Consider the following 25,127-nt stretch of genomic DNA (forward strand, 5'->3'; position numbering starts at 1 on the left):
GCACAGCCGCGGGGTTGATAATCACTGTGCACGGGCTGGCGATCGCGGTTTCCAGTCCGGTGGTGGGTTGGTTGATCGACCGGTTCGAAGTTGTTGGTCGCGTTGTATCCGGTGCTGATCGCGAGCAAGCTGGGATTCGGTGTCGGAGCGGCGACGGTCTTCAATGGGACGAGATCGCTTTGGTGGCACGGCGTCGCCTTCCCCGCTCTGATCACCCTGGTCGGCGAGGCCGCGCCGCAAGAATTTGCGCGGACAGACGGTGGCGCTGTCGGCGACAGCGTCCTTCGCCGGGCAGTTCGTGTCGCCGCTGTTGCTCGGGCTGCTGATCGCCGCCATCACGATAACCACAGGTCTCCTCGCGGCTGGATAGCCCGCCGCACGCTTTGCTGCTCACCCAGCTGGCCACGTCGCCCTCCGGCTCGGCTGCGAAGCTGTGATCGACCTATCGCCAAGGCCGTCTGCGGCGGAGGCAGGCGAGCAGGCGACAGTACTGTTACGTGAGAGTGTGGTCGGTGGCGCCGTCGGCGGATCGAGCATCCGGCGCGGTGGGCGGCAGGCGAGAGGAAACCGGTGTGGGCGAGCAGATGCAGATCGGCGAGGTGGCCGAGCGCACCGGGCTGTCGTTACGGACTATCCGATACTACGAGGAAGTGGGCCTGGTAGTCCCGAGCGCTCGCAGTCAGGGTGGTTTCCGGCTCTACACCGACCCGGACGTGGACCGGCTGGAGCTGATCAAGCGGATGAAGCCGCTGGGGTTCCAGCTGGAAGAGATGCGCGATCTGCTGGCGATCCTCGACCCCGCGCCGGGAAGCCCGACGATCGAGGACCCGGCGGCCCGGCTGGCGGAGTTCGGTGCGACCGCTGACAAAGCCTGTGCGGAGCTGCGTGCGAAGCTGGCCATCGCCGAGGAGTTCGCCGCTCTTCTGCGCTCGCACGCCTCCGCTCATACTCGGTCGAACTAGCCTCAAATCCCTGGACGATCGTCGCCGGAAACCGCTGGGCCTACGACCGCAATGGCAGCAGGCGCGGTGTGGTGCTCAACGTGATCTAGCCCTCATTCAAGTGAGGCGACTACGCGAGCGAAGGATCTCTACCCTAACGTAAGGTAAGAGTTGCTGATGGCTCTCGCCTTTGAACTTTGAGCCCAGGAGCGTTCCTTGCGTGCAGTACAGGCCGCTGTGACTGCTCCGGGTTAGCCCTCCGGGCTGGGCGATGCCAGGACAGGCTGACAAGCGCCATCCGCTCTCACCAAGTCTCTCAACACGCCATGGAGGCGTGAGGTCACTCAGCGCCCTGCGGGGCGCCCGAGAAAGTCAGGTCGTCTGCCTGTGCCGAATCTTGCGTCTCGGACGCCGTCGCGTTTGCGTGTTTCGAGGCCTTCGTGGTTGTCCCCGAAGGTGGCCCGTACGGAGATCCTTGCCGGCCTGGTGGTCGCGCTCGCGCTCATCCCGGAAGCGATCTCCTTCTCCATCATCGCCGGCGTGGACCCAAGCGTCGGGCTGTTCGCCTCGTTCACCATGGCGGTGGTGATCTCGATCGTCGGCGGACGCCCGGCGATGATCTCCGCCGCGACCGGCGCCATCGCACTCGTCGTCGCGCCGCTGGCTCGGGAACACGGTCTCGGCTACTTGATCGCCACGGTCATCCTGGGCGGGCTGTTCCAGATCGTGCTCGGCTCGCTGGGCGTCGCCAAGCTGATGAGGTTCGTTCCGCGCAGCGTCATGGTGGGTTTCGTCAATGCCTTGGCCATCCTGATCTTCCTGGCGCAGGTGCCGGAGTTGATCGACGTACCGTGGTCTGTGTATCCGTTGTTCGCGGCCGGACTTGTGGTGATGGTGCTGTTTCCCAAGCTCACCAAAGTGGTTCCCGCGCCACTGGTGTCCATTGTGGCCTTGACGGCGTTGACGATCGCCGCGGGCATCGCGATTCCGACTGTCGGAGACAAGGGTGCGCTTCCCTCCTCGCTGCCGGTCCCGGGCGTGCCGGATGTGCCGTTCACCTTCGCCACGCTCGGCCTGCTCGCGCCTTATGCGCTCGCGTTCGCGCTCGTCGGCCTCATGGAATCGCTGATGACTGCGAAGCTGGTCGACGACATCACCGACACGCACTCCAACAAGACTCGCGAGGCAGTCGGGCAAGGAATCGCGAACGTCGTCACCGGGATCTTCGGCGGCATGGGCGGCTGCGCCATGATCGGCCAGACCATGATCAACGTGAAGACCTCAGGAGCGAGGACCCGGCTCTCGACGTTCCTGGCCGGGACTTTCCTGATGATCCTGTGCATCGTCTTCGGCCCGCTCGTCTCGCAGATCCCGATGGCCGCCCTTGTGGCCGTCATGGTCCTGGTCGCGTTCGGCACCTTCGACTGGCACAGCATCGCCCCGGCCACCCTGAAGCGGATGCCCGCGGGTGAGGTCATCGTCATGGTCGTCACCGTGGGCGTCGTGGTGGCCACCGACAACCTCGCCATCGGCGTCGTGGTCGGCTCGATCGTCGCGATGGTGATTTTCGCGCGCAGGGTGGCGCACCTCGTCGAGGTCACCGCCGTCCTCGATCCGGCAGGCACGCAGGTCGTGTACGCGGTCACCGGCGAGCTGTTCTTCGCCTCCAGCAACGACTTGGTCTATCAGTTCGACTACGCCAACGACCCGGGCAAGGTCGTCATCGACCTCACCGGCGCCCACATCTGGGATGCCTCCACCGTCGCTGCCCTCGACGCGATCACCACCAAGTACGAGTCACGAGACAAGACTGTCGAGATCGTCGGGCTGAACAAGCACAGCGCCCGCATGCACGGGACACTCTCCGGCGAACTCGTCGGCGGTCATTGACCGCCTGCGCTCTGGAACAGGTCGTCCAGGTGGGCGCTCAGCATCCTCTCAGCGGTGTGAACGGTCAGCTGTCCGATGAGGACACTCGTACCGGCGCCGTGGCTGAGCGCCACCAGATGTGCCGCGGCGAGATCGACGTCCGTGTCGATGGCCAGCTGGCCGTCGGCTTGAGCGCGCTGCAGGGCGTCCACGAGCCGGCGGTGTAGCCCGTCGACCGAAGTCGCGAAGGGTTCGGCTGCCAGGCCCGGATCGGTCATCGCGAGTGCCGCGTAGGCGGAGCCGACCAGATGGAAGGCTCTGCTCTCGTCGTCGGTGGGCAACGCTTCGGCGAGGAACGCCTCGACGAACGCTCGCGGGGGCGCTGGATCGGATAGCGCGGCCAAACGTCGCTGCCAGCGCTCGTGGCTTTGCCGCTCCAAGTGCCGCAACGCGCCGAGCAGTAACTGTTCCTTGGTCTCGAAGTAGTACTGAACAAGACGCAGTGACACTCCGGACTCCGAGGCGACCGCCCGCATCGTCACGGCGTGCAGGCCGTCGCGGGCCGCGACCCGTACCAGCGCGTCGGCGATCTGTGCGCGGCGCTGCTCGTGGTCGACCGTCTTGGGCACTCGTCTCTCCCTCCTCCGTGCCGCGAGATGATACGCGTGTATATGATACGTATGTACCATAACGTCATGACGCGTTCCGACCGCGACAAGATCGTCCTCGCTTTGGCCTGTAGCGCCCAGTTCATGGTCGTCCTCGACATTTCCGTCGTGAATGTCGCGTTGCCCGCGATACAGGTGGCGCTCGGCTTCGACGGCGACGCCTTGCAATGGGTGGTCAACGCTTATGCGCTTCCGTTCGCCGGCCTTCTCCTGCTCGGCGGGCGCCTGGCAGACCTATACGGCCGGAAGCGTGTCTTCCTCGCTGGCCTCGCGTTGTTCACCGGAGCGAGTCTTGTCGGCGGGCTCGCAGACAGTGCTGGATTGCTCGTCGCGGCGAGAGCTGTACAAGGGATCGGCGCGGCGGTGTTGGCACCCGCCACGCTCACTGTCCTCACCAGCACTTTTCCCGAGGGGATCGCGCGCAGCCGGGCGCTGGCGCTGTGGACGGCGGTAGGAGTCGCCGGTGGAACCGCGGGGAACCTCTTGGGCGGCCTGCTGACCGAGTTCTGGTCCTGGCGTTCGATCCTGCTGATCAACGTTCCGATCGGCATGGCCGCCGTGGCCTTGGCCGTGCGCTCTTTGGCAGGTCATGGGCGGCCGGCGACTCCACCACGGTTGGACTTCCTCGGCGCGGTCTTGGCGACGACCGGCTTGATCGCTCTGGCCTACGGCGTCGACCAGGCCCGTTCCGTCGGCTGGTCGGCGCCGGGCGCCCTCGTGCCGTTGGGGATGGCTGTCACGGTGCTCGGAGGTTTCGTGGCGATTGAAGCGAAAGCCGCGGTGCATCCATTGTTCCCGCTGCGGTTGTTCCGGTCGCGGGCGATCAGCGTCGGCAACGTGATGATGCTGCTCGCCGGGGCGTGTTTGAACCCGATGTGGTTCTTTCTCGCGCTCGCGATGCGAGACGTCCTGCAGTACGGACCGGTGAAGACGGGGCTCGGTTTCCTCCCGCACACCTTGGTCACGATCGCCGTCGCGGCTTGGCTGACGCCCTGGTTGATGCGCTACCTGGACAGCCGGACTTTGGTGGCTATCGGTGCCGTGCTGGCCGCGCTGGGCTTTCTGTGGCAGAGCCGCCTCGGAGCGGGCAGTGACTATCTGGGCGGCATCTTCGCGCCCGCTGTCGTTTTCTCGATCGGAGGCGGCCTCCTCAACACCCCGCTCACCACGACGGTCACCTCCGGGGTCGATGTCGCGGACGGCGGCGCCGTCTCCGGATTGATGAACACCACGAAGCAGGTTGGTGGAGCGCTCGGCCTCGCGATCTTGGTGTCCGTCGCGGGATCGGTGAATTACCGGAAGGCGTTCCTGATCATTGCCGCGCTGATGCTGATGGTCGCCGTGCTCGCTTTCCTGCTCCCTGCACGTCGCGATGGCCGGGTGACTGAATGAGCGGCAGTGAAACCAGGCCGAGGTGTCGCCCCGGATGCCTGTTGCGTGAGCTTCCGTGGTTCACACGCGCTTCGGCGCTCTCGCAGAGACCGCCGCCACCGTGCCGAAGGCGAGGCAGATCGCGATGATCACCGCCATCGGGAGAGCACTTCCGGTGCCGAAGGCGCCGACCAAGGGGGAGGTGATCCCGCCGAGCAAGAACTGCCCGCCTCCAAGCAACGCGGACGTCGCTCCGGGCGCATCGCGTCCGAGTTCTTGTGCCGACGTCATGACGGCAGGGAAGTAGAGCCCGAAAGCCATGATGAACGCGAACAGGCACGACCAGGTCAGCGCCAGGGAGTTCACGCCCAGGAGCGACGCGCCGACCAGAAACAGGATGGCGACCAACCCGCCCGAGATTCCCGTGAGGAGCAGGATTTCCACGGTGAAGCGACGGACTAGTCGTCCGAAGAGGAAGCTTCCGGCCATGCTGCCGACAGCGTTGACGCCGTAGATCAAGCTGGTCAGGCCAGTGGACGCGCCATGAACCTCGTGGAAGACGAACGAGGACCCGGCGAGATAGGTGAAGACGCCCGCGCAGCCGAAACACAGACTGAAAACCTGCCCCATGAGCCGCCGGCGCCGGAGTAGGACGCCGACCATCCTCACCGTGGCGACCGGCCCACCTTTGCTTCGTCGCGAGCGCGGTAGTGACTCCGGGACCCACAGAAGGACACCTCCGACGAGTAGGAGGCCGACCGCGGCGAGCACCCCGAACACCGCGCGCCAGGATGAGACGCTCAGTATCGCGCCGCCGAGCATGGGGGCAAGGATCGGCGCAGCCGAGCCGATGGCGGCCAGAGCGGAGAACCTCTTGGCCGCGGTGTCCCCCTGAAAGAGGTCGGTGATCACCGCCCGGGCGACGACGATGCCCGCGGCTCCCGCGATGCCCTGGCAGAGCCGAGCCGCGTTCAGTACCTCGATGGTAGGCGAGACGGCGCATAACGCGGAGCAGACGGCGAACGCCGTGCTGCCCCAAAGAAGTACTCCGCGTCTCCCGACCGCATCACTGAGTGGTCCGAGTAGAAGCTGTCCGGCCACGACGCCGATCAGGAACATCGTGAGCGACAGCTGTGCCGACGACACGCTCGCCCCGAGCGATCTGCTCAGATCGGGGAGGCCGGGAACATACATGTCCGTCGCCAAAGGAGCGACCGCCGTGAGAGTGGCGAGAACAATGATGATCAAGCCGTCACGTGAACGGTGCGTGACACCCGAAGTGGGCGAATCGTGTGTGGTGCGTGTCACCGCGCACTCGTCCAGCGGCCTGTGCGCGGCGGGGTATGCGAGGTCAGCGTAGCCATGAGAGCAACGCTAACACTTCGTAGTCTCTCGACGTTTCCCTAGTGGCAGAGTCGAATTGGCACGCTTTCGCGTACTATGGCACTCAGGGTGGGAGAGAGGCACTGGGGCTGTTGGGGGGCAAACTGGGAGGCGGGTTTGAGCTACACCTACGACCCTGAGCTTACGAGAGCATTGGCGATGCTGCCCGATGTGGATCTGGCCGACCTGACCGACACCAGAGCGAAGCTCAGGTCGGCTGAATCCGACGTATCGAATGGCTTTCTTCCTTGCGGCGTAGACGTTTCCGAACGGACGGTCCCCGGTTTCGGCGAGGAACCGGACGTTCCGGTCCGGATCTATCGTCCGGCCGGGACCGGCGGTCGATCCGCGGTGCTGCTCTACCTGCATGGCGGTGGGTTCGTTCTCGGTGGCCTGGACACGGTCCACGTGACGGCAGCGGAGATCGCCGCCGAGACCGGCGTGGTCGTCGTCTCCGTGCGGTACCGGCTCGCTCCGGAAAATCCCTTTCCCGCGGCGTTGAAGGACTGTCTCTGTGTGCTGTCGCGGGTGGTGGCCGGAGACGCGGGAGTCGACGCGGATCCTCGCCGGATCGGGGTGGGCGGCGACAGCGCCGGCGCAGGTTTGGCCGCCGGGGTGGCCTTGGCCGCGCGGGATGGGAACGGGCCGCCGGTCGGTTTCCAGTTGCTCAACATGCCCGCTCTGGACGATCGGCTCGAATCATCCTCGATGCGGACGTTCGTCGACACGCCACTGTGGACGCGCGCGCAAGCCTTGCTCAGTTGGCAGTATTACCTCGCCGAGGGCAAAGAAAACGGCGGGGTGGGCTGGGCGCGGTACGCGGCACCGGCACGCACTGACGACCTCAGTGGCCTGCCGCCGGCCTACGTCGCCGTATGCGAATTCGATCCGCTCAGGGATGAGGGGCTCGACTACGGGCGCCGTCTGGTCGAGGCGGGTGTGAGCACCGAAATCCACCTCTACCCGCGGACTTTCCATGGCTGTACAAGGGTTCCCCACGCCGATGTGGCGCGCCGGATGCGGAACGACGCGCACTCGGCGGTTCGTCGGGCGTTGCTGCCCGGGTCGTCGCGCTGAACCTTTCACCGCCGCGGCAAGAAACATCCCATCGTAGGATCGGCTCAAGCCTCGTTCAAGAAGTGGCTGCGATCGTCGGACTCGCCGAAGCCAACAGGTAGCAGACGGGAGAACGAGGATGCGTGACGAACGGGTCATCCTTGTCACGGGCTCATCGTCGGGGATCGGGGCGGAGATCGCGAAGCTCGCGGCATCGCGGGGGATGCGTGTCGTGATCAACTCCAGTCGATCGGTCGCCGAAGGCCGTGACCTCGCGGCGTCCTTGCCGGACGCCCACTATGTACGTGCCGACGTCTCGGACGCGGACGAGGCAAGGCGGCTCGTGGACGAGACTGTCGCGCACCACGGGCGATTGGACGTGCTGGTGAACAACGCCGGGACCACCCGGCGGATTCCCCATCAGGACATCGACGCGGTGGACGGCAAGGTCTGGCGGGAGATCCTCGACGTCAACCTCCTCGGCACATGGAACGTCATCCAGGCGGCGCTGTCGCCCTTGCGCACGGTGAACGGCAGCATCGTGAATATCTCCTCGATCGCGGGAAGCCGGCCCGCGGGCAGCAGCATTCCTTACGCGGTGAGCAAGGCCGCCGTCGAACACCTGACGAGGCTGCTCGCCAAGGTGGTGGGTCCGGAAGTCCGAGTGAACGCCGTCGCCCCTGGACTTATCGATACGAAGTGGACGGCGGACTTCGCCGACATCCGGGAAGAGGTCCGCGCACACGCCCCGCTGCGGAGGATCGGGACTTCCGAGGAGATCGCGGACGCGGTCCTGTGGCTCGCGGAGGCTCCCTACAGCACTGGAGAAGTGCTCGGCGCGGACGGCGGCGCACACCTGTTGTAGAAGTACGCGCGAACGGAGGATCATGGAACTGGCGATCAATCTCGGCATCGACGGTGCGGTGGAAATCGCGCGGGCCGCCGAAGAGGCGGGCTTCTCGATCGCTCTCGCCTCGGACAACTTCGCCACCGACGCGCTGACGGTTCTCTCCTACGTCGCGGCGAGTACTCGACGGATCCGGCTGATGTCCGGGGTGATGCAGATCCCCGCACGGCCACCCGCTACGACGGCCCTCGCGGCGGCCTCCCTCGCGGTGCTTTCCGGGGGCCGGTTCAGCCTCGGTCTTGGTGTATCGAATCCCCATGTCTCGGAGGGGTGGTACGGCGTTCCCTTCGATGCCCCGCTTGGCAGGACGCGGGAGTACGTCAGGATCTTGCGGAGGGCCTTGGCCGGGGAAGCCGTTCAGGTCCACGGAGAACACTTCCGGCTGCCGGCTGGGAAACACGGCGGCGTTCCACTGGCGCTGGCCACTCGGCCGTTGCCGGGCGCGATGCCCATCTACCTTGGTGCCGTAGGGCCGAAGAACCTTCGCCTGACCGGTGAGATAGCCGATGGCTGGATCGGAGCCTTCTGTTCCCCGCAAGAGGTCCGCGCGGCCGTGGCCGAGCTGGCCGAGGGACGGTCCGCCGCAAATGCGACCATGGCCGGCTTCGATGTCCTGCCTTGTGTCACCACGTACATCGACGAGGACGTCGAAGCCGCCGCCGACCGCCTCCGGGACCACTACGCGAAGCTTTTGGCGGTCGGGAGCGTCGACGAGAACTTCTTCTGCAAGACCCTCACCCGGGACGGGTTCGGAGAGCAGGCCGTCGAAATCCACGAACGGATGCGAGCCGGGGATCGACAAGGCGCCGCGGCGGTGGTGCCGCTCGAGTTCATCGACAACACCGCATTGCTCGGGCCGCCGGCGCGAGTCCGGCGGAAGATGACCGCCTACGCCGGGGCGGGCGCCACGACGCTGGGCATCATGATCACCGCCGCCAAAGCGGACACCATCGAGAAGATCACACAGGTTCACGCCGTCAAGGCGGCAGGGATCGCGGCGTGATCGTCCGACCACCCAAGGAGGAATCGATCGTGCTCACCACCGTCCCCGATGGCCTGCTTTCGACGAAGGCCGAGGAGATCGCGAAACTCGCCGACGAACACGCCGCTGTCGCGGACGCACGACGTCATCTCGAACCGAAAGTCGTCGAGGCCCTCGCGGAAGGAGGTTTCCTCCGGCATTTCGTTCCCGCCGCGTTCGGTGGCAGGCAAGGGGGCTTCCTGGACTTGCTGAAGGCAGTGGACATCCTGGGCCGCGCTTGCCCGTCGACCGCTTGGATGGCGTCACTTCTGGCGCATGGCGGCAGGATGGTGGCGCACCTTCCCGAGGAGGGAAAGGAGGCATTGTGGAGCGGCGGGCCGGATGTGTACATCGCCAGCGGGCTCGTTCCCGGCGGCGAAATGCGCCCCGACGGCAGCGGCTGGCGAATTTCGGGACGTTGGACGTTCGTCAGTGGCGCGGACCTGGCGGATTGGACTCTGCTGTCATCGTTCCCTGCCGATGGGGCCGACAAGAAGCCTTGGTGCTTCATTGTCCCGAAGAAGAGTCTCGTCGTCGAAGACACCTGGTTCAATCTCGGCATGCGCGCGACCGGGAGCAATACGGTCGTGCTTGACGGCGTATTCGTACCACGTGGCCACGCGTTCGAGCGTGCTTCTCTCGAGGCTGGACTTCCGGCGGGCGAACCCGCTTGTCATCGGGTGCCGCTGAAGGCGGTGAACGGCCTGTCGTTCGCGGGTCCGTTGCTCGGTGCGGCGAAAGGAATGGTCGACCGCTGGACGACGTGGATGACCGTCAAGAAAGCCGGCCCGGATGGGAGGCGTCCCGCCGAGCGGGATAACGTACGGCACGATCTCGCGCGCAGTACCGCGGGAATCGGAGCCGCTGCTCTCCTGCTCGAAAAGGTCGCCCGGCGAGCGGACGGCGGAGGAACGTCCACGGACGACATCGAACGGAATATGTTGGACTGGTCATTCGCCACGACCCTGATCCGAGACGCGGCGGATCTGATCTTCTCGGCATCCGGCACGTCAGCACACCATGAAAGTCACGAACTGCAGCGATTCTGGCGTGATATCCACAGCGCGTCCAGCCATTTCGCGCTGAGTTTCACCAATGCCGCTGGATTGTTCGGCGGAAAAGTCTTCTCGGAAACTCGATGATTCGCGGCGGTGAACATGTTATTTCGACACGGTACTGTCGCATGGCCAGGGATAGCACGGTCGCCGTGTTCGACGGTCAGTGGCGGTGGTTAATTTCCCACCGCCTCACCCTGATGGCGGATTGAGCAAGATCAAGGAGGGTGGCACATTGAGAATAACCAAACGGTAAAGCAAGCCCGAAATACACGCGCAACCCTGACTTGCATTTCGCCTGGGAGGCGTTGTGCTGCGCTTGGGAAGTATTCTTGCATAACGGTATGTCGTCATGCAAGTTCGAGCGCAATGGTATGTCCTCTTGCGGCAAGGTGGACGACCTGGGCACACGGAAAGTTCGCTAGGGGGCAAAATATGCACGCACGTTTGCTCGGACCATTGACCATAGGAAACGGGCAGAGAGAGGACGCTCCCTCGTCCAACAAGGAAAAGCAGCTGCTGTCGCTGCTTTTGCTCAACCGGCCGAACATCACGTCGACGGACATGATCATCGGTGAGCTCTGGCCTGAATCCGCTCCGCGCAGTGCCATGGCGACACTGCAGACCTACATCGCTCACCTCAGGCAGTTTCTCGTGCACCTCACCGGGGAGTCGTCCGATGTGGTCTCGAGTACCCACCTCGTCCATCGTGCTCGCGGGTATCTGCTCGGATTCGACGACCTGGGGCTCGACATCACCGCGTATCGGGCCATGGAGCGCCGGATCTACCGACACATGGACGAGAAGGACTACGTGGCGGCGGTCCATGAGTGTGACGCCGCGCTCGGGCTGTGGCGTGGCTCGGCTCTGGTCGACGTGCGCGCCGGGCAATACGTCCAGGCCGAGATCGAAGGACTGGAGCAGTCCCGTATGTCGGTCACGGAAACACGCATCGAAGCGGAGCTCGCGTTGGGTCGTGACCACAAGGTCCTCGGCGAGCTGTCCAAAATGGTCGCCATGCACCCGTTGCACGAAGGGCTGAGCTACAAGTACATGCGGGCTCTGGCGAACTCCGGATATCGGGTGCGAGCACTAGAGATCTACCGGAAGCTGCACCGGGCGATGGTCGAGCAACTCGGTGTCGAGCCGGCGCTCGGACTGCGACACCTGCACAACTCGATCCTCAACGAGGACTACCAGTACCGCACCGCGGGCTGATCCCACGAAACAGGAAGAAGGTGCTGGCATGACCACTGGATCCGACGGCGCGGGCGACAAGGAACTCGCCGTCTTCATCATCCTTCAGATCCCCGGCAGGGAAGAGCAGCACAAGCTCGCGAACGCCGTTCAGGCGCAGATCGATTCGTGGATCCGCACCTGCCCCGGGTTCCTTTCGTCGCGACTGCACCTGTCGAACGACGGAACCCGGATCGTGAACCACGCTCGCTGGAAGGACTCCGACCACTACGAGTCGAAGTTCCTCGCCGACCCGCGAAAGGCCGGGCTCGACAAGGCGATCGCCGAGCACGCGCTCGCGGCGCCCACTGCCTTCCGCTGCTCGGCGTTCGAGCCGGGGAGCTAGTTCGTGGCCGCGGAGCGACCGGTCGACGATTCGATCCCCGTGGAGAGCCTGGTCGGTACCTGGGAGCTCCGCTCCTATCACGATCTGGGCTCCGAGGGTGAGGTACGTGAAGGCCCGCTCGGTCCGGAGCCGTCCGGACTGCTGCTCTACCGTGAGGATGGCTTCATGTCCGTGTCGATGATGCGGACGGGGGTGTCGGGTCGGTCCATACACACCGAGCTGTTCATGGGCTACGCCGGCTCCTGGCATACGGAAGGACGCAGCGTTTTCCATGACATCCGGGTGAGTTCCCATCAGCACATGGTGGGAACCCTGCAGGAACGCCGGGTCACGTTCGGGAGCGGGGAGCTGGTGCTGCGAGGCACCGTGATGATCGCCGGGAAGCCGAAGGAGCGCGTACTCAGCTGGAGGCGGTTCGGCGTTTCCTGAACGGCATGAGCCGGGGATGAGGTGCCCGACGGCACCTCATCCCCGTTCTTCATTTCACTTTCAGATCCGTTCGAGCCGCGTGCAGCATCGTGGTCCGGCTGTTGCGGCCGAGTGCGTAGCGGAGGTACTCACGCGCGTCCGCCAGCGCCCTTTCCTTGCCGAACATCTCCGCGGCCGCCCCGGGATCGATGACCACGGTGTGCCGGGCGGTCGCCCGGCTGCCCTCCTTGCCGTCGTGGAAGGTCCACAAGCCGCTGTGCCCGAGCAGGAGATGTGGAGGTTTGAGCTGTTTGTAGGCGATCCACGCGTTGTCCTGGCAGATACGGATCGACCGGGTGGTGTGGGTCGAACCGTCCGCGGTCAGCGTCTCCATCTCGAGCTGCTGGATACCCGGAGTGTCCTCGTCGAGCCGCACCCGCCGGACATGGGGGAGTCGCTGAGGCCAGAGGTCGGCTTCGTTGATGAAGTCGTAGGCGGTATCGGGCCCGCAAGGCAGATCGACGGTGTCGGTGAACGAGAAGAGCACTTCGTCCACGGGATGACCGCATTCGGCGATCCGGGCGAGCGCCTCCAGTTCCTCGGTGCTGTTCCGGTCGACCGCGTTGCGCAGGGACCTGGCGGTAGCGGGTTTGTCGTCAAGCAGGCTGAAGTGATGCCGCAGTACCACCTCCGTGAGACCGGCGCTCTTCTCGCGAAATTCCCATTCGCCGCCCATCGACGCCACCGGTGGATGGCTGCGTTCCTGGCCGAATCGGACGAGCAAGCTCTCGGGTTCCAGGCTCCTTTTGGATGTCCAGTCCGCCACCGCTCCGTTCACCAGTGCCCACAGCCGGAAGCGCTCTTCCCGCTCGTCGCGCTCGATGTGCTCGACGTGCAGGCTCGGACCGAAGATCGCCGGCCACCGAGTGACGTCGGCGATCAGGTCGTACAGCACCGAGGCCGGTGCCGCGACGGTCCGGGTGTGTTCGGTTTCCTGAAGTGTTCCGCTTGTCATGAGATTCTCCTCCTCAGCCGACGGGCGTCACCGCGCGGCAGCGCCCACGCTGCCGACGAGTTCGAGCAGGTCTCGCGGCGTCTCGACTTCGGCGACGTCGTCCTCGGGAAGATCGACCCCGAAGTCGCGTTTGATGCGGGCCGCACTCTCCATCAAGGCCAGCGAGTCGTAGCCGAGGTCTTCGAACGGGGTGTCCAGGATTTCGCCGTCGAGCCCTCCCGGGTCGTCACCGGCACAGTCGATCAAGATGCGTTTGAGATCTTCGAGAGTCATGATCGTCTCCTTTGTTCGGTCTACCGGATCAAGCACGCAAGGCACGGATCACGAGCGCCGAGTTGAAACCCCAGCGTCCGCGTGCCTGGATGAGGACGGTGTCGACATCGGCGCTCCGTGGCTCTCCCACCACGAGGTCGAGACCGTGGAAATGCCGAGAGGGCTCAGGGATCGCGACCGGAGGGACGACGTCGTCCCTGATAGACAGGAGGGCGGTGAGGACGTCCACCGGGCCACCGCCCGAGTAGAGGCGGCCGAAAGCGGCCTTGGGCGCGGCGACCGGAACCTTGCGCCTCCCGAAAAGGTCGTTGAGGGCGCCGGCCTCCGCTCGATCCAGTTCCGGCAGCCCTGCCGCGTCGGCGAAGACCAGGTCGATGGCGTCCGGAGTCAAACCTGCGTCGGCGATCGCCAGCTCGGCGGCCTGCTTGAGGCCCGGCGGCCTGCCGCTGCCAGGCTTCGGGTCGAAGGTGGCGGCGTATCCGGCGATTTCGCCGTGCAGGCGGGGCGCGCCGCGACGCATGGCCGCGGTGAGTTCCTCGAGTACTAGGATCGCGCCACCCTCACCAGGCACGTAGCCCGCGGCTCGTTCGTCGAACGGCAAGTAGGCGTAGCGAGGGTCGGACTCGACGCTGACCTGTCCGCCCGCTTGCTGGGACGCCCATCCCCACGGGTCCAACGCGGAGTCCACTCCACCGGTGAGGACGAGCGGGGTGCCACGCCGGATGGTCCGGCGAGCGTGCCCGATCGCGTCCAGCCCGCCCGCCTGCTCGCCCACGAGCGCGGCACCAGGGCCGCGCATTTTGTGCCTGATCGAGATCTGGCCGGTGTTCACCGCGTAGAACCAGGCGAACGACTCGTAAACGCTCACCGACTGCGGTCCTTGGCTCCACAGCTTGTTGAACTCCCGATGGGTGAACTCGAATCCGCCCAGGGCGTTCGAGGTCACCACGCCCATGTCGTAGTCACGGATCTTCTCCGGGTCGAGCGCGGCGTCCTCGATGGCCCAATCCGCGACGGCGAGCGCGATCTGGGTCGAGATGTCGGTCTGTGGCAACAGCCGGCCCGGAAGATGGTCGGCGCCCCGGAACTCGGTGATCTCGCCCGCCAGCTTCGCCGGATGGCCGGCCGTGTCGAATCGGCTGAGTTCACGGAGCCCGTTCTGGCCGGCGAGAATCGCCTTCCAGTATTCCTCGGTGCCGAGACCGAGCGCGGTGGCCGCGGACATCCCCGTGACCGCTGTTCGCGTGCTCATTCGCGTACTCCTTCAGGTTTGCGCAGCACCATCGCGCTCTGGAAGCCGCCGAATCCGCTGCCGACGGTCAGCACCGCGCCGAGCTTCTTCTCCCTCGCTTGAACAGGCACGTAGTCCAGGTCGCATTCGGGGTCGGTCTCGTGGAGGTTCGCCGTCGGAGGGACGAGCGAGTACCGCATGGCGAGCAGGCAAGCGGCGATCTCGATGGAGCCGATGGCGCCCAGTGAATGCCCGACCATGGATTTGATCGAGCTGATCGGCACGTTTCGCGCGTGCTCACCCAGGCTTCGCTTGAAGGCCGCGGTCTCATGCCGGTCGTTCTGCTTGGTGCCGGAGCCGTGCGCGTTCACGTAGTCGATTTCACCGGGGTTGGTCTTGGCCTCGTCGAGCGCGACGCGGATCGCCTCCGCCATCTCACGGCCGTCCTTCTTGAGCCCCGTCATGTGGTAGGCGTTGCACCTGGTCGCGTACCCGCCGATTTCGGCGTAGATCCGGGCCCCGCGGGCCTTCGCGGCTTCGTACTCTTCGATGACGAACATCGCCGCTCCCTCTGCCAGGACGAACCCGTTACGGGTGCCATCGAAGGGGCGCGAAGCCTGTTCGGGGGTGTCATTACGTGGGGTCGTCGCCTTGATGGCGTCGAAGCAGGCGACGACGATCGGCGTGATCGGGGTGTCGGTGGCACCGGCGAACGCGAGGTCGACAGTGCCTTCGCGGATCAGCTGCGCCGCGTAACCCACCGAGTCGAGTCCCGAAGTGCATCCATCGGACACCATCGTCACGGGTCCCTCCGCGCCGACGGCCCAGGCGACTTCGGCGGGCATCACGCCCGGGCTGAGGTAGTCGAACATATGCGGGGACAGGTAGCCGGGATCGACTTCCCACGCGGCGCCCGAGTCGGACAGGACCAGGTACTCGTTTTCGAGGCTGGTCGCCGAAGCGACGGCACTGCCGAGACAGACCCCTATCCGATGCGGTGCCACATCGGATGGTGAGCCGCTGTCGGCCAGTGCCTCCTTGGCACAGGCGACCGCGAACTGGGTCGCCCGGTCCATCTTCCTGATCTCGCGCGGAGTGAAGCCTTCCGCCTCGGCGTCGAAATCGACTTCGCCCGCGACCTGTGAGCGGAACGCCGCCGGGTCGAAGAAGGAGATCGTGCGGGTGGCGGTGCGGCCTGCGGACAGCAGGTCCCAGAATTTCTCCTGGCCCACGCCGCCCGGGGAACGGACACCGATCCCGGTGATGACTGCACGTCGATTCATACTGCTCGTTTCCTCAAGGATGAAGGCGCACCCGGCTTGGTCGGATGGCCGGTCTGGGGAAACGATGAACTCGACAGCCAGAGGGGTGGTTGAAGCGGGCAGGAGTACCCACTACCGGGTAGTGGCCGTCGGGTGATCCTCCACCAACCCTCTGGGCGCCCCCGGGATCTTCGGTCGACATGAGGATCGCGCTCACCACCTTGGGTTCGCGCGGCGACGTGCAGCCATTCGCCGCGCTGGGGGAGGAGCTACGCAAGCGTGGCCACGAGGTGGCACTGGCCGCGCCGGCGGAATTCCGTGCACTGGCGACAGAAGCCCGAGTCGAGTTCGCCGCGGTTCCCGGATCGCCGAGCGAATTCCTCCCCGGCGGCGCCAGACCGTCGATGGACGACGCCGAACTGGTGCGGTCGCTGAGGAAGAGCACCAGTGCCATTCGATTGTCCGCGGCACTGAGAGTGCTTCCGGAACTCGCCCGAGACGGCGAGACCGAGGTATGGCAACGGCTTCGAGAGGTCGCCGAAGGCGCGGACCTGGTGGTCAACGCGATCCTGACCAGACCGGTCGCCCTCACGGAGGAACCGCCGACGCCATGGTGCGGCGTGTCGTGGTGGCCCGGCAGTACGACGGCCGCGGCGCCCGCCCTCGGTGCCCGGCCAGTCCCGCTGGGGCCTGCCTATAACCGTCTGACTCATGGTGCCCGGGCGAGTGTCGAGTGGCTTCGGGCACGAAGTGCCGTCAATGTGATTCGGCGACGCCGGGGTTTGCGGCCGCTGGGATTCCGTTCCCCGCTGCGCGCACTGGGTGTCGAGCGTCCGGTCCTGTACCCCTTCAGCCCGGCGGTGTACCGGCCTCCGGCCGACTGGCCGCCGTCCGCGCATGTGACCGGCTACTGGTATCTGGACCGGTTTCACAGCCCGCCGAGGGAACTCGCTCGGTTCGTGGCCGCAGGGTCGTCCCCGGTCGTCTGCACGATGGGGACGTTCTGGGCCACGGATATCGAGGACCGCCGAGCACGAATGGTGATCGGGGCCGCACGGGCTTGCGGACGGCGGGTGGTGCTGGTCGGTGGCTGTTCACGACAACACGCACCCGACGTCTTCCAGATCGGCGAGACGGACTACCGCTGGTTGTTCCCGCTCGCCTCGACGGTCGTGCACCACGGTGGGCTCGGGACGACGGGCGAGGTCGTGCGCGCAGGCGTGCCTCAAGTCGTCGTGCCCAGCGGCGTCGACCAGCCGTTCTGGGCGGCGAGGCTCCGGGAGCTGGGAGTCACGGCGACACCGCTGCCCGCGCCGAAGCTGACCGAACGTGGCTTGACGACCTCGATCCTGTCCGCGCTGACGGACCGGCGGATCGCCGAACGCGCGGAGCTGCTCGCACACCATGTCCGGGCGGACCGAGGAGTGGAGGCGGCCGCCGACGTGATCGAACGCTGGGGTCAGGGAAAGGATGAGAAAGATGACGGCGACCGTGAAGGGTAAGACGGCACTGGTGACCGGTGCGGGCCGCGGGATCGGCCGCGCGATCACCCGCGAACTCCTGAACGCCGGCGCGTTCGTCCTGGCAGGAAGCCGGAACGCCACAAGGGATCTCGCCGACCTCCGGTCCGCACAGGACGAACTCCACACGGTCGACGTCGACCTCTCTCGGCCGGACGGCGCGAGCGAACTGGTCGACGCGGCGCTGTCCCGGTTCGGAACGATCGACATCGTGATGAACAATGTCGGCGGGCCGCCCGGCGGAACACCGCGCTTCGGCGGGTTCCTGGACGTATCCGACGAGGAATGGATCGCCGGACTGGAGCTGAACCTGATGAGCCTGATCCGCGTCGTCCGCGCCGCACTTCCGTCGATGCTGACCGGCGGAGGCGGTTCCATCGTGAACATCTCGTCCGTCAACGCCTTACGGCCGGACCCTCAACTGGTGGACTACTCGGCCGCCAAAGCGGCGGTACGCAACCTCGCGAAGGCGTTGTCCATCGAGTTCGCCGGACGAGGGGTTCGCGTGAACACCTTGTCACCAGGCCCTGTCCGGACGTCCGTCTGGACCCGGGAAGGCGGAATCGGTGATCAGATCGGTGCCCAGCTGGGAATCGGCCGAGAGGAAGCTATGACGGCCGTCGCCGACGGCATGGGCGGGATTTCCCTCGGCAGGTTCGGCACTCCTGACGAGATCGCGCGGGTCGCTGTGTTCCTGGCCTCGCCGGAGGCGTCCTTCATGACCGGAAGTGACGTCGTACTCGACGGGGGATTGATCAAGACCCTCTGAGCGTCCACAGGGGACGTCCGGTTCGGACGTCCCCCGTGGATAGGGTCAGCTCGCCGCGCCGACCCCGGACTCCTCGAACAACAGACGATCCTGTACCACGCGACGGGACTTGGTACGCAGCTCGCCGTTCTCGCGGACCAGCACGTCATGCACCACGCAGCTGGGTGAGACGTCGATCCGCCCACCCGGCCGGGTCGTGGCCACCAAAGCGTAGAACGTCGCGTTGAGCACGCCGTCCGGCGCGGGATCGAGCACGATCATGTTGAACCAATGCCGGCGTACGACCGGGTCCTCGTCGAACTTCCGGTGGAAGTCGCGGAGTTCCCGGACGATGCCTTGCCGGGTTTTGGCGGCGGGCCTGCCGGGTGAATGGAGGAACTCGCCGTCCTCGGTGAATGTCGCGGCATAGCCCTCGAATTCCCGGCCGTCCAGCAGATGTGTCTGCCGAGCGTAGAAATGCTGCACCTCGGCGTACAACTGGCCGGACTGGTTGGGTTCGGTCATCTGGTCTTCCTCCGATTCACTGCTCCGGCTCGGTCTCTCCGTCCACTCTGTTACGGGGTTCTTGAACGACGCCAGAAAGAACGAGGAAACCGCCGGGTTCAGAACGATTCGGGTGTGCTTCAAGAGTGGCCGGTCAGGCTCGGACCGTACCCGCACCCGTCACCGATGGAGGAGAAATGACGCAAGGCGAGCAGCGGACGGCTTTGGTTACCGGAGCGACCAGTGGTATCGGGCTGACGATCGCCACCAGGCTCGCTGAACTCGGGCACCGGGTGTATCTCTGCGGCAGGGACGGTGAACGGCTGGCGCAGACGGTGAAGTCGCTGCAGGAGAAAGACCTCACAGTCGAAGGGAAGGCGTGCGACGTACGGCGCCCTGATGATGTCAAGGAGTTCGTCGCCGCGGCGGTGGAGCAGTTCGGCCCGGTGGACATCCTGGTCAACAACGCCGGGCGCAGCGGAGGTGGCGCGACCGCGGAACTGGACGACGCGTTGTGGCTCGACGTCATCGACACGAATCTCAACGGTACTTTCCTGATGACCAAGCAGGTGCTGACCACCGGCGGAATGCTCGGGCGCGGCTCGGGCCGGATCGTCAACATCGCCTCCACCGGAGGCAAGCAGGGTGTCATCCACGCCGCGCCGTACAGCGCGTCCAAACACGGTGTCGTCGGACTGACCAAAGCCCTGGGGCTGGAACTGGCCAAGTCGGGAGTCACGGTGAACGCCGTCTGCCCCGGCTTCGTGGAGACCCCGATGGCCGAACGCGTCCGCGAGCACTATTCGGAGATCTGGGGTGTCTCCACCCAGGAGACGTTCGATCGGATCACCGCGCGCGTACCGATCGGCCGTTACGTCGATCCCGACGAGGTGGCCGCCATGGTCGAATACCTGATCGGCGACCGGGCGGCGGCGGTGACGGCTCAAGCGCTCAACGTCTGCGGCGGGCTGGGCAACTACTGAGTGCTCGACCGGAGGAGCGGCCGCATCGTGATCAATCCACCCCTATCACCGGTCCGGGCCGGCGACGCGGAGCTCAGGCGGATTCTGAGCCGAGCGGATCTGCCGACCTTGCTGATGACCGTGGCGCACCTCACCGGCGACGTCGATGTCCTGCCGGAGGACTACAACCCGAGCCGGTGGCTCCCGGACCTTGCCGGCGGTCTGAGTGCGGCAGAACAGGACAAGGCCAGGGAGCTGGGTTTGCGGCTCCTGAGGGCCCTGCGGGACGGTTCACTGCCGCCACCCGTGCCACCGTCCCCGGAGACGCTGCGCCGGATCACGACCTGGGCGATGGGCTGGGACACCGTCGGCCAGCTTCCCCTTTTGGCGGAGGAGATCGTGCCGTCCGGCGCGGACCCGAAGGCGCCGGACTGGACACTCGCGGAACTCGCGCCGGGTCGCGAGTTCCGCGTGGTCGTCGTAGGCGCCGGTCCCAGTGGCCTGCTCGCGGGTCATCGGCTGGCGCAGGCGGGCATTCCCTTCGTGATCCACGAGAAGAACGACGAGCTCGGCGGCACCTGGCTGGAGAACAGCTACCCAGGCTGCCGGGTCGATGTGCCAAGCCATCTGTACAGCTACACCTTCGCCAAGAGGTCGGACTGGCCGGAGCGGTTCTGCACACAGGACGAGTTCCTCTCCTACCTACGAGCCTTCGCCAAGGAGAACGGGCTTCACGAGCACATCCGGTTCGGCTCGGAGGTGCGCTCCCTCGAATGGGACGGAGAGAAGGGCGAATGGCGGATCCGAACCCGCACGGAGAACGGCGAGGAGCTGAGCACGGCGAACGTGGTGATCACCGCCGTCGGTCAGCTCAACCGCCCCAAGATGCCCGACATCCCCGGAGCGGACCGGTTCGATGGGCCCGCCTTCCACTCGGCCGCGTGGGATCACACGGTCGACCTGTCCGGTCGGCGGGTGGCTGTGATCGGGACCGGCGCGAGCGCCTTTCAGTTCGTCCCGGAGATCGCCCCCGAATGCGAGGCGCTCGTGGTCTTCCAGCGCACTCCGCCGTGGTTGCGCGCCACACCGCACTATCGGGACCGGGTACCGAACGAGGAACGCTGGTTACAGGAGCACGTCCCGTATTACGCGGCCTGGTACCGATTCGGCTTGTTCGCCCCTGGACTGCAGGGCGCGCCGTGGGTGGTGGATCCCGGCTACCCGCCGACCGAACGCGCGGTTTCCGCCGCCAACGACGACGTCCGAGCAGTGTTGACGGCCGCGATGGAGGCGCAGCTGGCCGATGCGCCGGACCTGCGCGAAAAGGTCATCCCGAGGTATCCGATCGGGGCCAAGCGAGTGCTGAGGGACGACGGGACCTGGTTGAAGACCCTCAAACGTGACGACGTCACTTTGGTCACCGACCCGATCGGTGAAGTCACGACGCGCGGTATCCGTACGGCGGACGGGACCGAGTACGACGCGGACGTCCTCGTCTTCGCCACCGGCTTCCGCGCATCTGAGTTCCTGACCCCCATGAAGGTCACCGGCCCGGGGAACAGGGACCTGCACGAGCACTGGGGCGACGCGCCGGCGGCCTATCTCGGCATGCTCGTACCCGGTTTCCCGAATCTGTTCAGCATCTACGGCCCCAATACGAATCTGGTCGGACAAGGAGGCAGCGTCCTCTACTTCTCCGAATGCGCGATGACCTATCTACTCGGCGCCATCCGGTACCTGCTCGCGTCCGGGCGGCGGAGCCTGAGCGTCCGCTCCGACGTCTGCGCGGAGTATCAGGCCTGGGTGGACGCGACACAGCCACTCCGGGCGTGGGGCTGGTCGTCGGTCTCCTCGTGGTTCAAGAACGAGCACGGCAGGTCCGTGCAGAACTGGCCGTTCTCGGCCTTCGAGTACTGGAACCGGACAAGGCGCTTCGATCCGGACGCCTGCACCTACTCTTGAAGAGGACGAAATGACAGTGTCCGTCACGGCCCGTTGCGAAGAGATCGGCGACGGGGTCTTCGGCTACGTCCAGCCCGATGGCGGCTGGTGCCTCAACAACGCCGGCATCATCACCTCTGGCGCGCGGACCGCTCTGGTCGACACCGTCGCGACCGAAGCCCGTGCCCGTGCGTTGCGGTCGGCGGTGTCGAAGGTCTCGTCGGTCATGCCGGGAGTGATCGTCAATACGCATTTCCACGGCGATCACACCTTCGGCAACTTCCTCTTCCCCGAGGCGGTGGTGGTCGCGCACGAGCGCACCCGCGAGGAGATGGCGGCCGCGGGATTGCATCTGACCGGCCTCTGGCCCGATGTCAGCTGGGGCGGCGTCGACCTCGTCCTGCCCGAGCTCACGTATACGAACAAGATGGTGGTTCACGTGGGTGACGTTGTGGCGGAGTTGCTGCACATGGGCCCCGCCCACACCACCGACGACACGGTCGTGTGGCTGCCCGCCGAGCGTGTCCTGTTCACCGGTGACGTCGTGTTGTCCGGCGCGACCCCGTTCTGCCTGATGGGTTCGGTCGCGGGCTCCCTCGCCGCAGTGTCGAGGCTACGGGCGCTGGAGCCGAAGGTGATCGTTCCGGGTCATGGCCGCATCGGGGGCCCGGAACTCCTGGACGAAACCGAGCGCTACTTCGGCTGGTTGCAGCGACTCGCGAAAGAAGGGATCGCGGCCGGTCTGTCACCGCTGGAACTGGCGGCCGAGGCCGATCTCGGGGAGTTCCAGGACCTGCTCGACGCCGAGAGGCTGGTGCCGAACCTTCATCGCGCCTACATCGAGTACGACGGGGCCGAACCCGGCACCCCGCTCGATGTGGGCGCGTTGTTCGGAGAAATGGTCCGCCATCACGGTGGTCTCCCCGTCTGTCACGCCTGAGTCAGTCCTGCCCCGCTGAAACCGGCGGGGCAGGGCGCCACACCGAGTAGGTGCTGCGCTGATACAGGAGAGGGCGAGAGGGAAAGACGGCCGAGCCGTCGATCCGCCCGATCAGGATCCGATGGTCTCCAGCCCGGACGCTCTGCACCACCGAACATTCGGCGTATGCGAGTGTTCCCGTGGCCAGCACCGGAACGCCGCCCGTGATCGCCGACGGTACCCACTCCACGCCGGCGAACTTGTCTCGCGAGTTCCCGGCGAAGGCCGTGGACAGTTCCTCGCCGCCTTCGGCGAGGACGTTGACCACGAAGGAGCCTGTGGAGGTGAAGGCCTCCAGCGTCTTCGACCGGTTCGCCACGCAGATCGAGAGCAGTGGAGGGTCGAGCGACACGGCCGCGACCGAGTTGCAGGTCAGGCCGCGAGGTTCGCCCTGGGCGTCCAAAGTGGTCACGATGGACACCGCGGTCGGGAAGGCACCGAAGAAATCGCGGAACGATTCCGAGCAGATCGTCATGTTTCCTCATCCGCCGTTGGCACGCCTGGACCTTCAGCCTGTGGCCGGCCGGTTGAGAAATACCGGAGACAAGCCAAACCGGAAGGTATTGAGCGGCTCAAGCGACGCTTTGGCGACGCGGGCCAGGCTCGGTCAGGTCGGTCGACTCCGGAAGCTGGGAGACGCGAAATGAGCATGGTGGACAACAGGCCGCCGGTGGGAACCGCCGCGGCCCCCTCCCTGAAGGACCGCAGCGCACAGTTGCACCGCTTGCGCCGTCAGGTCAGGGAGGGTGCGCCGGCGGCGACCGAAGCCCAGCTGGGCAAGGGCAAGCTGTTGGCCCGCAATCGGATGGAGCTGCTGTTCGACGAAGGAACCTTCACGGAGATCGAGTCGTTGCGCCGGCATCAGGCGACCGGCTTCGGGCTGGAGGACCGACGGCCGCACACCGACGGTGTCCTCACCGGCTGGGGCAAGGTGCACGGGCGTACCGTCTTCGCCTACGCGCACGACTTCCGGATCTTCGGGGGCGCGCTCGGCGCCGCGCACGCGGACAAGATCCACAAACTGATGGATCTCGCCGAATCAGCGGGTGCTCCGATCGTCGGCCTCTGCGACGGGAGTGGTGCGCGCATCCAGGAGGGCGTCACCGCGCTGGCGGGTTACGGCGGGATCTTCCGCCGGAACGTGCGCAACTCGGGCGTGCTGCCACAGATCAGCGTCATTCTCGGCCCCTGCGCCGGTGGCGCCTCGTACTCGCCGGCGCTGACCGACTTCGTCTTCATGGTCCGCGGTACCTCGCAGATGTTCATCACCGGGCCCGATGTCGTGCAGGCGGTGACCGGCGAGGTCATCACCCACGACGCCCTCGGCGGTGCGGACACCCACGCCGGGATCACCGGAGTCGCCGGTTTCGTGTACGACGACGAGCACAGCGCGCTGGAGGAAGTCCGCTATCTGTTATCCCTTTTGCCTTCGAACAACCGAGAACTACCACCGTCGGCACCCGCCGACGACCCGAAGGAACGGCGTTCGGACCGCCTGCTCGACATCGTGCCGTCCGACGGCAACCGGGCCTACGACGTCCGCGACGTGATCGCCGAGATCGTCGACCACGGAGAGTTCTTCGAGGTACACGAACGCTGGGCGGTCAACGTCGTCTGCGCGCTGACCCGGCTCGGCGGTGAGGTGGCCGGCATCGTGGCCAATCAGCCGAGCACGCTGGCCGGTGTGCTCGACATCGAGGCGTCCGAGAAGGCCGCCCGGTTCGTGGCGATGTGCGACGCCTTCAACATCCCGCTGATCAGTCTGGTGGACGTGCCGGGGTTCCTGCCTGGCGTAGGCCAGGAACACGGTGGCATCATCCGCCACGGCGCGAAGCTGCTCTACGCCTACTGCAACGCGACAGTGCCGCGGATCCAGGTGATCCTGAGGAAGGCCTACGGCGGTGCCTACATCGTGATGGATTCGCGTTCGATCGGCGCGGACCTTTCGCTGGCCTGGCCGGGCAACGAGATCGCCGTCATGGGCGCGGAAGGCGCGGTGAACGTGGTGTTCCGGCGGCAGATCGCGGCGGCCGACGATCCGGACACGGTGAGGAAGGGATTGATCGAGGAGTACCGCGACCAGTTGATGCACCCCTTCTACGCCGCCGAACGCGGATTGGTCGACGACGTCATCGATCCGGCCGAAACGAGACCGCGCCTCATCGACGCACTGGCCATGCTGCGGCGGAAACAGGTACACCTGCCCAGTCGCAAACACGGGAATCAGCCGCAATGAGCCGCGAAGCCACGACCTTCGAGATCGTCCGCGGCAAGCCCGAGCCGGACGAGCTGGCAGCGGTCGTCGCGGTCCTGGCCGCCCGGCGGCAGACGGTCGCCGTGACGGGCGAGCGACGGGTCGGCCCCTTCGACGGAGGCGGCCCTGGTTCTTGGTCCTCGTGGCCCCTGCCTGGATGGCGGACGACCGGATGAA

The 25,127-nt window shown here is 66.0% G+C and carries 25 protein-coding genes; 17 read left to right on the top strand and 8 right to left on the bottom strand.

The window, feature by feature from the left end; all coding sequences use genetic code 11:
- Nucleotides 1-572: 572 nt before the first annotated feature.
- Both ACZ1DY_RS12565 and ACZ1DY_RS12570 read left to right on the top strand, forming a co-directional pair.
- Nucleotides 573-962, top strand: coding sequence for a MerR family transcriptional regulator (locus ACZ1DY_RS12565; RefSeq protein WP_465484442.1), 390 nt, complete (start codon nt 573-575; stop codon nt 960-962).
- Between the two features lie 435 nt (nt 963-1,397).
- Nucleotides 1,398-2,831, top strand: coding sequence for a SulP family inorganic anion transporter (locus ACZ1DY_RS12570; protein ID WP_465484443.1), 1,434 nt, complete (start codon nt 1,398-1,400; stop codon nt 2,829-2,831).
- On the opposite strand, the gene ACZ1DY_RS12575 is transcribed toward ACZ1DY_RS12570, so the two are convergent.
- Nucleotides 2,825-3,439 (bottom strand): TetR/AcrR family transcriptional regulator, encoded by a 615-nt coding sequence (locus ACZ1DY_RS12575; protein WP_465484444.1) that lies wholly within the window; start codon nt 3,437-3,439, stop codon nt 2,825-2,827. The two genes, ACZ1DY_RS12570 and ACZ1DY_RS12575, sit on opposite strands and share 7 nt — an antisense overlap.
- A gap of 66 nt (nt 3,440-3,505) precedes the next feature.
- Between ACZ1DY_RS12575 and ACZ1DY_RS12580 the strand changes: the two genes are divergently transcribed.
- Complete coding sequence (locus ACZ1DY_RS12580) at nt 3,506-4,870, top strand: MFS transporter (RefSeq protein ID WP_465485645.1); 1,365 nt, start codon at nt 3,506-3,508, stop codon at nt 4,868-4,870.
- Between the two features lie 60 nt (nt 4,871-4,930).
- Here ACZ1DY_RS12580 and ACZ1DY_RS12585 read toward each other — a convergent pair whose 3' ends face one another.
- Nucleotides 4,931-6,157 carry a multidrug effflux MFS transporter gene (locus ACZ1DY_RS12585; protein WP_465484445.1) on the bottom strand — a complete coding sequence of 409 codons (1,227 nt, stop codon included), beginning with the start codon at nt 6,155-6,157 and terminating at the stop codon, nt 4,931-4,933.
- Nucleotides 6,158-6,349: 192 nt separating this feature from the next.
- Here ACZ1DY_RS12585 and ACZ1DY_RS12590 point away from each other — a divergent pair, with 192 nt between their 5' ends.
- From ACZ1DY_RS12590 to ACZ1DY_RS12620, 7 genes are all read left to right on the top strand, one after another.
- Nucleotides 6,350-7,309: an alpha/beta hydrolase gene (locus ACZ1DY_RS12590; protein ID WP_465484446.1), complete on the top strand. Its 960-nt coding sequence runs from the start codon at nt 6,350-6,352 to the stop codon at nt 7,307-7,309.
- A 118-nt stretch (nt 7,310-7,427) separates the two neighbouring features.
- Complete coding sequence (locus tag ACZ1DY_RS12595; protein WP_465484447.1) at nt 7,428-8,153, top strand: SDR family NAD(P)-dependent oxidoreductase; 726 nt, start codon at nt 7,428-7,430, stop codon at nt 8,151-8,153.
- A 22-nt stretch (nt 8,154-8,175) separates the two neighbouring features.
- Nucleotides 8,176-9,198 carry an LLM class flavin-dependent oxidoreductase gene (locus tag ACZ1DY_RS12600; RefSeq protein ID WP_465484448.1) on the top strand — a complete coding sequence of 341 codons (1,023 nt, stop codon included), beginning with the start codon at nt 8,176-8,178 and terminating at the stop codon, nt 9,196-9,198.
- Nucleotides 9,195-10,358, top strand: a complete 1,164-nt coding sequence (locus ACZ1DY_RS12605) for an acyl-CoA dehydrogenase family protein (protein WP_465484449.1) — start codon at nt 9,195-9,197, stop codon at nt 10,356-10,358. Before ACZ1DY_RS12600 ends, ACZ1DY_RS12605 begins: the two co-directional genes overlap by 4 nt.
- 372 nt (nt 10,359-10,730) lie before the next feature.
- A complete protein-coding gene (locus ACZ1DY_RS12610; RefSeq protein ID WP_457955364.1) occupies nt 10,731-11,489 on the top strand; it encodes an AfsR/SARP family transcriptional regulator in 759 nt (252 codons plus the stop codon).
- Nucleotides 11,490-11,517: 28 nt separating this feature from the next.
- Nucleotides 11,518-11,853, top strand: coding sequence for a hypothetical protein (locus ACZ1DY_RS12615; protein ID WP_465484450.1), 336 nt, complete (start codon nt 11,518-11,520; stop codon nt 11,851-11,853).
- Between the two features lie 3 nt (nt 11,854-11,856).
- On the top strand, nt 11,857-12,282 hold the full coding sequence (locus ACZ1DY_RS12620) for a lipocalin-like domain-containing protein (RefSeq protein ID WP_465484451.1): 426 nt from the start codon (nt 11,857-11,859) through the stop codon (nt 12,280-12,282).
- Nucleotides 12,283-12,331: 49 nt separating this feature from the next.
- Here ACZ1DY_RS12620 and ACZ1DY_RS12625 read toward each other — a convergent pair whose 3' ends face one another.
- The 4 genes from ACZ1DY_RS12625 to ACZ1DY_RS12640 are packed head-to-tail and all read right to left on the bottom strand — an operon-like array spanning nt 12,332 to nt 16,063.
- Nucleotides 12,332-13,276 carry an aromatase/cyclase gene (locus tag ACZ1DY_RS12625; RefSeq protein WP_465484452.1) on the bottom strand — a complete coding sequence of 315 codons (945 nt, stop codon included), beginning with the start codon at nt 13,274-13,276 and terminating at the stop codon, nt 12,332-12,334.
- A gap of 27 nt (nt 13,277-13,303) precedes the next feature.
- Nucleotides 13,304-13,549 (bottom strand): acyl carrier protein, encoded by a 246-nt coding sequence (locus tag ACZ1DY_RS12630; RefSeq protein WP_125737583.1) that lies wholly within the window; start codon nt 13,547-13,549, stop codon nt 13,304-13,306.
- 28 nt (nt 13,550-13,577) lie between these two features.
- Complete coding sequence (locus ACZ1DY_RS12635; RefSeq protein ID WP_457955360.1) at nt 13,578-14,801, bottom strand: ketosynthase chain-length factor; 1,224 nt, start codon at nt 14,799-14,801, stop codon at nt 13,578-13,580.
- Entirely contained in the window at nt 14,798-16,063 is a 1,266-nt protein-coding gene (locus ACZ1DY_RS12640) for a beta-ketoacyl-[acyl-carrier-protein] synthase family protein (protein WP_465484453.1), read from the bottom strand. Before ACZ1DY_RS12640 ends, ACZ1DY_RS12635 begins: the two co-directional genes overlap by 4 nt.
- Nucleotides 16,064-16,242: 179 nt before the next feature.
- Here ACZ1DY_RS12640 and ACZ1DY_RS12645 point away from each other — a divergent pair, with 179 nt between their 5' ends.
- Together ACZ1DY_RS12645 and ACZ1DY_RS12650 are read left to right on the top strand one after the other, a co-directional pair.
- Entirely contained in the window at nt 16,243-17,544 is a 1,302-nt protein-coding gene (locus ACZ1DY_RS12645) for a glycosyltransferase (RefSeq protein ID WP_465484454.1), read from the top strand.
- Complete coding sequence (locus ACZ1DY_RS12650; RefSeq protein ID WP_465484455.1) at nt 17,522-18,331, top strand: SDR family NAD(P)-dependent oxidoreductase; 810 nt, start codon at nt 17,522-17,524, stop codon at nt 18,329-18,331. Before ACZ1DY_RS12645 ends, ACZ1DY_RS12650 begins: the two co-directional genes overlap by 23 nt.
- Nucleotides 18,332-18,376: 45 nt before the next feature.
- On the opposite strand, the gene ACZ1DY_RS12655 is transcribed toward ACZ1DY_RS12650, so the two are convergent.
- Entirely contained in the window at nt 18,377-18,835 is a 459-nt protein-coding gene (locus tag ACZ1DY_RS12655; RefSeq protein WP_465484456.1) for a nuclear transport factor 2 family protein, read from the bottom strand.
- Between the two features lie 176 nt (nt 18,836-19,011).
- Between ACZ1DY_RS12655 and fabG the strand changes: the two genes are divergently transcribed.
- The 3 genes from fabG to ACZ1DY_RS12670 are packed head-to-tail and all read left to right on the top strand — an operon-like array spanning nt 19,012 to nt 22,657.
- A complete protein-coding gene (fabG, locus tag ACZ1DY_RS12660; RefSeq protein WP_465484457.1) occupies nt 19,012-19,797 on the top strand; it encodes a 3-oxoacyl-ACP reductase FabG in 786 nt (261 codons plus the stop codon).
- A 27-nt stretch (nt 19,798-19,824) separates the two neighbouring features.
- Nucleotides 19,825-21,738 carry a flavin-containing monooxygenase gene (locus ACZ1DY_RS12665; protein ID WP_465484458.1) on the top strand — a complete coding sequence of 638 codons (1,914 nt, stop codon included), beginning with the start codon at nt 19,825-19,827 and terminating at the stop codon, nt 21,736-21,738.
- A 10-nt stretch (nt 21,739-21,748) separates the two neighbouring features.
- Nucleotides 21,749-22,657, top strand: a complete 909-nt coding sequence (locus tag ACZ1DY_RS12670) for an MBL fold metallo-hydrolase (RefSeq protein WP_465484459.1) — start codon at nt 21,749-21,751, stop codon at nt 22,655-22,657.
- Nucleotide 22,658: 1 nt separating this feature from the next.
- Here ACZ1DY_RS12670 and ACZ1DY_RS12675 read toward each other — a convergent pair whose 3' ends face one another.
- Nucleotides 22,659-23,171, bottom strand: coding sequence for a flavin reductase family protein (locus tag ACZ1DY_RS12675; protein WP_465484460.1), 513 nt, complete (start codon nt 23,169-23,171; stop codon nt 22,659-22,661).
- A 174-nt stretch (nt 23,172-23,345) separates the two neighbouring features.
- Between ACZ1DY_RS12675 and ACZ1DY_RS12680 the strand changes: the two genes are divergently transcribed.
- A complete protein-coding gene (locus ACZ1DY_RS12680) occupies nt 23,346-24,932 on the top strand; it encodes an acyl-CoA carboxylase subunit beta (RefSeq protein ID WP_465485646.1) in 1,587 nt (528 codons plus the stop codon).
- The gene (locus ACZ1DY_RS12685; RefSeq protein ID WP_465484461.1) at nt 24,929-25,126 is read left to right on the top strand and encodes an acyl-CoA carboxylase epsilon subunit; all 198 of its coding nucleotides are present in this window, start codon (nt 24,929-24,931) and stop codon (nt 25,124-25,126) included. The genes ACZ1DY_RS12680 and ACZ1DY_RS12685 overlap by 4 nt, the downstream gene beginning before the upstream one ends.
- Nucleotide 25,127: the final 1 nt, after the last annotated feature.

The organism is Amycolatopsis sp. PSD-21 (assembly GCF_055561455.1).